This window comes from Rheinheimera sp. (assembly GCF_020217005.1).
Taxonomy (GTDB): Bacteria; Pseudomonadota; Gammaproteobacteria; order Enterobacterales; family Alteromonadaceae; genus Pararheinheimera.
The window spans coordinates 1-10,000 of the sequence record NZ_JAIWOI010000015.1 but is presented as its reverse complement, the minus strand read 5'-3'; the positions used below and the strand labels follow the sequence as shown (position 1 = coordinate 10,000).

Sequence of the window (10,000 nt, the reverse complement as noted above, 5' to 3'; positions counted from 1 at the left end):
TGTCCGACGATCCGCAGGATTTACTGGTCCGGCTGGCCACCAATGCAGATTCCCTCGCCACCTGGTTACCTGAAGCTTTAGTGTTGCCAGCGCAGCAGGCTGTGCGCTTTGATCTGGTGGTGGAAGATCAGTCCGTCGGTTTAAAACGCATGAAACAAGGGGATGTAATGGCCTGTATTTGTGCCAGTCCACAGCCGGTGAATGGCGGTGCTGTGATGGCACTGGGAGCACTGCGATACCGCGCCGTCGCCAGCCCGGCTTTTATTCAGCGCTATCAGTTGCATCAGCAGTTTGAGCAACGAATCACTGCAGCCCCTTGTCTGGTGTTTAATCAGGACGATCAGTTGCAACACCAGTACCTGCAGCATGTCGCACAAAGTGCACCGCAGCGTGTTCATTTGTGCCCTTCCTCTGAAGGTTTTTTAAAAGCCACACTAGCCGGCTTAGGTTATGGTTTATTGCCGGAATTGCAGATGCAGTCCCAGCTTGAGAGGGGTGACTTGGTGGATTTAACACCTGGATATTGTCTCGATACAGAGTTGTACTGGCATTATTGGCAAAGCGAAAGCCCGCTGTTGTTTCAGCTGAGACAAAATGTATTGCAAGTAGCCAGACGCTGCTTATATCAGGCAACTGGTTGATTTTTTTAGGGTGAAACTAAGCACAAGCCTAAAATTTTCTCCGCATAAAGCTCAAAGCGGTTGAATGGGTTGCCACACTAGTCTTTACTAAAGCGACAAAAATTTCCCTCTGCACTTGTGCTGTGCCTACAGAGCTGATGACCTATGAAACTGGTTTTTTATTTCGTGCACTGCTTGCTGTTGTGGAGTTTTTTCTCTGATGCAGAAGAAACAACCAGACTAAAGCCTCTGGTGTTCAGCTATGTCAGCCATCCAATCATAGAACTGCAGCTCAAACCCCGGATTTCAGAAGCTTATCGCAAGCTGGGCTACAAGGTGCGCTTTGTAAATATGCAAAGTGACAGATTTATCCAGCAATTTGAGTCTGGGGCCGTCGACGGCGATGTCGCCAGATTAGGACAACTGACCTCTGTGTTGCCATCTATGCTGTTGGTGTATCAATTTGATCAACTTAACCTGACCTTAGAATGCAGACCAGGCCTGAGTTGCACCGAAGCAGATTTAGAAGATCCGAAAAACCTACTCTTTATTCCGGCGCAAAACCAGGTCTTCAGAATGTTGCAGCTCAACTACAAAGCTCAAGTCTACACTGTGCGAGACTGGTCACAACTTATTGATTTATATAACGAAGGAAAGATAGACCGTTTTTTTTGGCTGGAAGGCAACAGGCTAAAAACAGGTCAGCTGCCTCAAACCAACAGTCTGCTGATTAAAACACCGGAACTCAAGCTGTACCATGTTTTGCATAACTCCAACGCAGAGTTGGCCCCTTTAGTCAAAGCGGAGCTAGAAAAGACGAGGCAGAAAAGAGCATCGGCTGATAGTAAAACAGAGGACAAAAATACCACGACCAAATAAAAGCCAGCTCAGGCTTAAATACAGAGTTGAGCTGGCTTATTGGCTATTACTGCTTAGGTAACTCTTTCACACCCATATTAAACAAGGTGAAACCAAAGATATCCGCAGCTAATTCAATCTGCTTGGACACAGGCACACCAGCACCGTGACCTGCATTGGTTTCAATGCGGATCATTTGCGGGTTAGGACCTGTCGCTTTGGCTTGTAATTCAGCTGCAAACTTAAAGGAATGCGCTGGTACTACGCGGTCATCGTGATCGCCAGTGGTGACCAGAGTAGCAGGATAAGCCACGCCTTCTTTGACGTTATGCACAGGTGAGTAGCCTCTGATGTAATCGAACATCTCTTTGCTTTGCTCAGAAGTACCATAGTCGTAAGCCCAACCCGCACCAGCGGTGAAGGTGTGGTAACGCAGCATATCCAAAACGCCAACCTGAGGAATAGCCACTTTCATCAGATCAGGACGCTGTGTCATCACAGCACCTACTAACAAGCCACCGTTAGAACCACCACGAATAGCTAATTTGTCACTTGAAGTGTATTTTTGTGCGATAAGGTATTCACCAGCGGCAATAAAGTCATCAAACACGTTTTGTTTTTTCTGCTGAATACCAGCGTCATGCCAGGCTTTGCCGTATTCACCACCACCACGCAGGTTAGGCACAGCATAAACGCCGCCCATTTCCATCCACACCAGGTTGGCCACGCTAAATGCCGGCGTCAGGCTGACGTTAAAACCACCGTAGCCGTACAACATAGTCGGGTTAGTACCATCCAGTTGAATACCTTTTTTGTGGGTGATGATCATAGGCACTTTAGTACCATCTTTGCTGGTGTAAAACACCTGCTTAGACTCGTAATCATCACTGTTAAACTTTACAGCCGCTTTATAATAAGTGCTGGTTTCGCCTGATTTAGGCTCAAAGGCAAAAGTACTGGGTGCAGTGTTGTAATTGGTGAAACTGTAGTACAAGGTGGTGTCTTTGGTTTTACCACCAAAACCAGAGACAGTGCCCAAGCCCGGCAGAGACACATCACGCACCAGCTTGCCGTCGTAGTCGTATTGTTTGATTTGAGAAATCGCATCCACCATGTAATTGGCGAATAAGAAACCAGCGCCTTTGCTGACATCCAGCACATTAGCCGTTTGTGGGATCACGTCAACCCACTTGTCGGCAGCTGGAGCTGTAGCGTCAATTTTGATCAGTTTTTTGTTCGGAGCATTGAGGTTAGTAACAAAATACAAGGCGTTATCACGGTTGTCGACAAACTCAAAATCGGCACTGCCTTCTGCGTATAAAGTGACAAAAGTGCTGTCGGCTTTGGTTAAATCTTTCAGGAAGACTTTATTGCCAGAAGTCGCATCGGCAGCAGAGACAATCAGGTATTTTCCATCATCCGTCACTACACCACCTACATAACGGTGTTTTTCTTCGTCCACACCACCAAAGACTACAGGGTCGTCTTTTTGGGCTGTGCCTAACTTATGGTAATACAGCTTGTGCTGGTCAGTTTTCGCTGACAGCTCGCTGCCTTCAGGTTTGTCGTAGCTGGAGTAGTAAAAACCTTCATTGCCTTTCCAGGACACGCCACTGAATTTGACGTCAACCAATGTTTCTTCAATTGGCTTCTTCGTTTCTACATCGATGATTATGATTTTGCGCCAGTCGCTGCCGCCTTCAGAAATGGAGTAGGCCAGAATTTTACCGTCATCAGAAAAAGACACGTCTGCTAAAGAGGTGGTTGCATCGCTGCTGAAAGTGTTCGGATCTAAAAAGACTTCAGCTTCGGCTTCGCCTTTTTTACGGTTATCTTTACGGTAAAGCACAGACTGGTTTTGTAAGCCGTCGTTTTTAAAGAAGTAAGTGTAGTCGCCTTCAACAAAAGGAGCCCCTACTTTTTCATAGTTCCACAGCGCTTCTAAACGTTGTTTGATTTGATCGCGGTAGCTGATTTGGTCCAGATAAGCAAAAGTCACCTTATTTTGCTCTTTGACCCAGTTGCCAGTTTGCTCACTGCGGTCATCTTCCAGCCAGCGGTAAGGGTCCGCGACCTGAGTGCCAAAATAGCTGTCTACCACCTCACCTTTTATTGTCACAGGGTATGTGAAAGGGTGTGCTGTCTGAGTTTCTGTCATAACGGTTTCTTGTGTTTTACTGGTGTTGGCTGGTTGGCCACAGGCTGTTAATAAAGCTAAAGCCACTGCGCTTAATGCGTGTCTCATCGATCCTGTTCCCCGGATGTTATCGCCTTCCAGATCAAAACAACTGCTTTGCTCGGGAAGGAGTGAGTGTTAAAAAAATTCGAGACCGAGCATAACAAAACTGTTAACTCAAAGCACCCTTTACGATTAACGTCCTGGCAGATGCGCCTAATGACGGGCCTTGTTCTGTTTATGGAATTTTCCTATCAAAGATCAAGCCAAAATCTAAGGCTGTTGTATGCTGAGTAAAATACCGTTGAGATCCTTGTGATGACTAAGTATCTGTGTCTACTCTGGCTAGGTTTTTCCACTTTATTTGTCCATGCCACAGTGACTTTGCCAGTGACAGCAGCTTTAAGTTACAAAGGTAGCTGGCAACAACAAATGCCTTTGCAGCAGTGGCAACAACATCAGCGTCGGTTTTATCTGCAGAGTCTGTTGGCACCCGAGCCCGGCCAGTTGGCACCAGCCCGGCTATTTCAGCAGGAAGACAGAGGCAGTTACCAGGCCGGACTCTGGCAGATCCCTCTTAGTAGTATCAGCCATACCAAAGCACTGATGCTTATTCCCAAACATCAACCCGTCAAAGCAGCAGTGTTATTACTGCATGATCACGGCGCATATTTTGACATTGGCAAAGAGAAAATGATCAGACCCTTTTCGGACTCAACATTGAAAAAAGCAGCACAGGACTGGGTTAAAAAATACTATGGCGGAGTTTTTATTGGAGACACCCTGGCGGAACAAGGTTACCTGGTGCTGGCAGCCGACACTTTGGGTTTTGGTGAGCGTGGACCTTTACACTATGAAGAGCAGCAACAACTGGCAGCCAACCTGATGGCAACAGGGCATTCGCTATCAGGATTGTCGGCATGGGAAGACATGCAACTGGCCAAATTTTTGGCGCAGCAACCACAGGTGCCTGCAGGAAAAATTGTCGCTGTTGGTTTTTCTATGGGCGCTTACCGCGCCTGGCAAGTCGCGGCTTTGTCTGAGCATGTTCAGGCCGCAGCAGCTATCTGCTGGTTTAATAACTTTCAACACCTGCTGCAACCTGGCGCTAATTTAACCAAAGGCCAATCGGCTTTTTATCTGTTGCATCCGGGATTGGCAGCAGTGCTGGATATACCGGATCAAGTCAGTCTGATGGCACCAAAGGCCTTGTATTTAATCAATGGTGGGCAAGATCCACTGATGCCGGTACAAGGCGTCATTCAGGGACAACAACAACTAAAAAAAGTCTGGCAGGCCTATGGCGCTGAGGCAGCGCTACGCACTGAGATTTGGAGCGAAGCACGCCATGAATTTAACCAGCAACAGCAGCAACAAGTCTGGAGCTGGTTAGATCAATGGCGTTTATCAGATTAAAGTTGATTACGCAGGTAAGCGGAAATAAGCAATTTGTTGTTTTAGTTTCTCAGACAGCTGTTGCAATTGCTCAGCCGATAACAATACAGCCCCGGCAGCGACCGAACTTTGTTCAGCACCCGCGTGGATATAACTCACGTTTTTATTGATGTCTTCAGCCACCACGCTTTGTTGCTCTGCAGCACTGGCAATTTCTGAACTCATGTCCCAAACCAATTGGGCGCTTTGATTAATCTGTTGCAATCTGTTGCCAGATTGATTCACCAGCTCAACCACCTGTTTCACTTCGTCACGGCTCTTCTCCATAGATTGCAGCGACAAATCAACACCACTTAACAAAGTGCCGATAATTTGCTGAATAGCCTGAGTGGATTGCTGAGTGCGGCTGGCCAGAGTACGGACTTCATCCGCGACTACAGCAAACCCTCTGCCTTGTTCGCCAGCTCTTGCTGCCTCAATGGCTGCATTTAATGCCAACAAGTTCGTTTGATCGGCAATACCACGGATCACTTCAATCACCTGGCTGATTTGTTCACTCTCTGCTGAAAGACTTTGAACTGTTTGAGTTGAATGCAGAATATTTTGCTGTAACAGCTGCATAGCGAGCAGAGTCTGGTCCATCACTTTTGCGCTACTGACACTTTCCTGGCTGGCAAACTCGGCCTTTAACGAAGCTTGCCTGGCGTTATGGGCTACAGCAGCCACAGTAGTAGTCATTTCATTCATAGCTGCACTGACAGACACCACTTCATTTTTTTGCTGGTTCAGTTGAGCAGATGCCTGATGGCTGTTTTTTTCCAGAGTTACTGAATTCTGATTCACTAAAGCGCCAGCTTGCTGTACCTGTTTTAACACACTAATCAGTTGATCAACCATTTGCTTTAATGAATACAACAGACTTTGTGGCTGGGCTTTATCAAGATTGATGTTCAGATCCAAACGGCCTGCGGCAATTTCTTTGACCAGAGCAACAACCTGCATAGGCTCAGCGCCCAGCTGACGTAAAATACGCTGAGTCACTATATAACCAGCCACAGCACTACCAGCAAAAGCCAGCAAAGTAATAATCCAGATCCCCCAGACTTCAGCGTCGTATAAAGTCGTGGCTTGCTGGTCAATCACTGCAGATTGATCCAACTGATACTGAATTAAAGCAGAAATCTGATTACTGATTGGATCTATGGTTTGATATAAAGGGCCATCCATGCTATCAAGCTGACGAACCACTGATCCTTGTTTAGAGGAAATAAGTTCAATAGCGGCAATAATTTGGGTATCTGCGGCACTGAATAACTGCTGGGTTTGGCGGATCAGCTCTTGCTCGTCAGCCTGCATCGAATGCGCCTGATACAAAGCCCATTGCTCCTTAATGATCAGTTGAGCTTTTTGCAGTTCCTGTACAGCCTGCTCCGCAGTAAAAACACCTGCATTGGCTTTGTTTACCGCATCTATGACGTTTACTGCATAAGCGTCAGCAATCAACTTCAGTTCAGTCAAAGGTACAATTCGCTCATCATACAAAGTATCAATGTGTTTATGCATGGCCCGAACAGAAAAATAGCTTTGGCTTCCGAGGATCACTAACAACAAAAGTGGTACCGAAAACGCCAGGATCAGTCTGATACTAATAGTTTTAGATTTAAACATGGATGTTCAACACCTAGGCAAAAGAGGGGGACTGTGCACCAGCACAGCGCTAAAGCTGAATTCAGCTTTTTGTGCTCTGATTATCGCATAGCACTGTGACAATTCATTGATCTGAATTACAAAATTTCACAAATAAAAGTGTAAAAATTATACTCCTGAAAAAAGAGAGTTCCTATTTTCACTGTTGACTTTGTAAACGCACTCTCTCAATGTCTGCTTTAGGCGGTGCTCCGAACAAGCGGCTGTATTCCCGGCTAAATTGTGATGGACTTTCATAGCCCACTTTATAGCTGGCTGTAGCGGCCTCTACGCCTTCATGCAACATAATACGGCGCGCTTCATTCAGTCTTAGTTTCTTTTGATACTGCAATGGCGACATGCCTGTCACCGCTTTAAAAGCCTGGAATAAAGCTGACTCACTCAGATGCACTTCGTCGGCCAGCTCTTTAATCCTTAATGTTTCATTGTATTTTTTCCGCAGAGTTTCAATAACTTTGCTAATCCGATGGCCCTGGCTGTCCAACAGCATAAAATCGCGAAGCTGACTGCCCAAATCACCCAGCAATAAGCGGTATAAAATTTCACGTTTCAGCAGAGGATAAAGCACAGGTATATCAGCGGGTTTATCAAGGAGTTGCAGCAAACGCGCTATAGCGGACAACAGCCCTGCATCGACTCGTCCAACAGCCATAGCCTTGACCTGATTCTTACTACGCTCCACCCGACCACCTAAGTCAATGACCAAATCAGCCAGTTCTTTTAAATCAATGGTCAGACGCAGCGCAAGATAAGGCGTTTCCGGACTGGCTTTAGTGACTTTTCCACTGGCAGGCACTGTCACAGGTACCAGTAAATAACTCAAGGGATCGTACACTATACGGTCATTGCTAAGGTACACCTCTTTTTCGCCCTGCAACATAATACAGAGCGAAGGTTCATACACCACCGGAGTAATCTCAGTCCTGTCGTCAGTACGGTACAAACACAATTCAGGAATAATACTTTCGATGCTGCCACAGGCCGGCATATGAGGTAAAAGCTGGGCTTTTAGCTGTTCAAGTTGTTGTTCTATTGAAATGCTCATACTGTTCTCCCTGACTGGAATGAAAATCCAGTATAAAAGCAACAACCTTTGTCTGCATCAGCCAAACCAGTTTTCCGGACTTTTAGGCAAGAAGCACGGAGCAACAGACAAAGCACGGTATCCCAAGTTAAAGTGAATTAGTCTCAACACCAATGGTTATTTTATGTTTTGTAGGGTAAACAGTAAGCTGAATAACTCCCCTTAAAACAAAAAACAAAATACCAGCAGGAACGCTATGAAAATCAGTCCACTTCTGTTGCTCAGTCTATGCCTGAGCACAACTGCTTTAAGCCTTGAGGCTCAGGCTGAAGAAGCTCAAACCGCCAAAAACACCCCAGTACAAATAGATGCGGACTCTGTTGTGGTGACAGAACATAAAACTACTGTGCTGGATCAGAATTTCAGTTACAAAGCCTATACTGGCACTCAGCCGGTATGGAATGAGCAAGGCGAGCCAACGGCAGCCATTTTTTATACCTATTACGAACGACAGGATGTGAAAGACCGCAAAAGCCGTCCACTGCTGATTTCATTTAACGGTGGCCCTGGTTCGGCCTCTGTCTGGATGCAAATTGCTTACACCGGCCCAAAGGCGCTGAACGTAGATAGTGAAGGCTACCCGTTACAGCCTTATGGCGTAAAACAAAACCCCTATTCAGTGCTGGATACAGCGGACATTGTTTTTGTGAACCCGGTGAATACGGCCTATTCCCGTGTATTACCTAACAAAGATGGCAAAATGCCAAGCGCGGAACAGCAACAAAAAATGTTTTTTGGTGTGAATGCCGATATCAAATACCTGGCCGACTGGGTCAATACCTTTGTCAGTCGCTACAACAGATGGCAATCCCCAAAGTACCTGATAGGCGAAAGCTACGGCACAACACGGGTATCAGGTTTAGCTTTAGCATTACAAAACCAACAATGGATGTACTTAAACGGCGTGGTGCTGGTGTCTCCAACTGAGATTGGTATTAAACGTGACGGCCCTGTGGATGCAGCTAACCGCCTGCCATACTTTGCCGCCACTGCCTGGTACCACAAAGCGCTAAGCAGTGAATTCCAGCAAAAAGACTTAACCGATTACTTACCGGAAGTAGAAGCCTTCACGCTCAATACCTACCTGCCGGCTTTAGCCAAAGGCAACTCTTTACCACAAGCTGAAAAGCAACAAATCGCCGAGCAAGTGGCGAAGTATTCAGGTTTATCTGTCAAAGCTGTGCTGCAGAATAATCTGGATATTAGTACCGACTTTTTCTGGAAAGAATTGCTGCGTGAGCGTGGCCAGACTGTGGGCCGTTTAGACTCACGTTATTTGGGTATCGACAAAAAAGATGCAGGCTCAGAGCCGGATTACAACGCCGAGTTGACCTCATGGCTGCACTCTTTTACTCCAGCTATTAATCACTACCTGAAAAACGAGTTAAATTACAAAACCGACGTGAAATACAATATGTTCGGTAATGTGCATCCGTGGGACAGAAGCAATGACAATACAGGCGAAAACCTGCGTCAGGCCATGGCACAAAACCCCTACCTGCATGTGATGACTCAATCGGGTTACTACGACGGTGCCACCAACTATTTTGATGCCAAATACAATATGTGGCAGTTGGACCCAAGTGGCAAAATGAAAGACAGGTTAAGCTTCAAAGGCTACCGCAGCGGTCATATGATGTACCTGCGTTACGACGATCTACGTCAGTCGAATCAGGACTTACGTGACTTTATCAAAGCCACTTTACCTAAGCCGGATCAACCTGCGAAGTATTGATTTAAGCTGATCTAGAAAGGACCTTCGGGTCCTTTTTTATACCAAGTTAGGACCTAATCGCCACAAAGTGGCACTGCACTATTAACCATTCAACCCGGCAGAACCGGCCAAACTCAATGCTGCATCTCGTTATGGCGCATTGGCATAGCGTCAATTTCAGTAAATATCGCCTCCAAATCCATACGGTCGAGCAAAAACTTCACGCCACCATCTTTACCAATCAGCATAATTTTTCCGGATTCAAGCTGGTAGCTCATTCTGGTTTTGGTGATGAAATCATCTGACAACGTCCCCTGATAATTGGTGTGGGCTGCATCCCCGTCCAACACAAACCAGATTATATCCCGCTCATTAATTTCAGTTTTGTTGTTGTCAAAAAGAGCCAAGACAGCCTGTTGGTTTCGAAGGTTATTGACCAGAATAAT

At 46.2% G+C, this 10,000-nt stretch carries 8 protein-coding genes; 4 read left to right on the top strand and 4 right to left on the bottom strand.

Going from position 1 to position 10,000, the window contains the following annotated elements; all coding sequences use genetic code 11:
• A partial coding sequence (locus LDL40_RS00765) for an ArgP/LysG family DNA-binding transcriptional regulator (RefSeq protein WP_300992715.1) occupies positions 1 to 641 on the top strand: 641 nt, incomplete at its 5' end.
• 144 nt (positions 642 to 785) lie between these two features.
• The gene (locus LDL40_RS00760; RefSeq protein ID WP_300992713.1) at positions 786 to 1,499 is read left to right on the top strand and encodes a hypothetical protein; all 714 of its coding nucleotides are present in this window, start codon (positions 786 to 788) and stop codon (positions 1,497 to 1,499) included.
• Between the two features lie 46 nt (positions 1,500 to 1,545).
• Here LDL40_RS00760 and LDL40_RS00755 read toward each other — a convergent pair whose 3' ends face one another.
• Positions 1,546 to 3,723 carry a prolyl oligopeptidase family serine peptidase gene (locus tag LDL40_RS00755; protein ID WP_300992711.1) on the bottom strand — a complete coding sequence of 726 codons (2,178 nt, stop codon included), beginning with the start codon at positions 3,721 to 3,723 and terminating at the stop codon, positions 1,546 to 1,548.
• Between the two features lie 249 nt (positions 3,724 to 3,972).
• Here LDL40_RS00755 and LDL40_RS00750 point away from each other — a divergent pair, with 249 nt between their 5' ends.
• Entirely contained in the window at positions 3,973 to 5,070 is a 1,098-nt protein-coding gene (locus LDL40_RS00750) for a dienelactone hydrolase family protein (RefSeq protein ID WP_300992709.1), read from the top strand.
• Positions 5,071 to 5,076: 6 nt separating this feature from the next.
• Here LDL40_RS00750 and LDL40_RS00745 read toward each other — a convergent pair whose 3' ends face one another.
• Together LDL40_RS00745 and LDL40_RS00740 are read right to left on the bottom strand one after the other, a co-directional pair.
• Positions 5,077 to 6,717, bottom strand: coding sequence for a methyl-accepting chemotaxis protein (locus LDL40_RS00745; protein ID WP_300992706.1), 1,641 nt, complete (start codon positions 6,715 to 6,717; stop codon positions 5,077 to 5,079).
• A 178-nt stretch (positions 6,718 to 6,895) separates the two neighbouring features.
• Entirely contained in the window at positions 6,896 to 7,801 is a 906-nt protein-coding gene (locus LDL40_RS00740) for an AraC family transcriptional regulator (protein ID WP_300992703.1), read from the bottom strand.
• Between the two features lie 235 nt (positions 7,802 to 8,036).
• Between LDL40_RS00740 and LDL40_RS00735 the strand changes: the two genes are divergently transcribed.
• Complete coding sequence (locus LDL40_RS00735; protein WP_300992701.1) at positions 8,037 to 9,575, top strand: S10 family peptidase; 1,539 nt, start codon at positions 8,037 to 8,039, stop codon at positions 9,573 to 9,575.
• A 113-nt stretch (positions 9,576 to 9,688) separates the two neighbouring features.
• On the opposite strand, the gene LDL40_RS00730 is transcribed toward LDL40_RS00735, so the two are convergent.
• Positions 9,689 to 10,000 (bottom strand): DUF4174 domain-containing protein (locus LDL40_RS00730; RefSeq protein WP_300992697.1); only part of this gene is annotated, 312 nt, incomplete at its 5' end.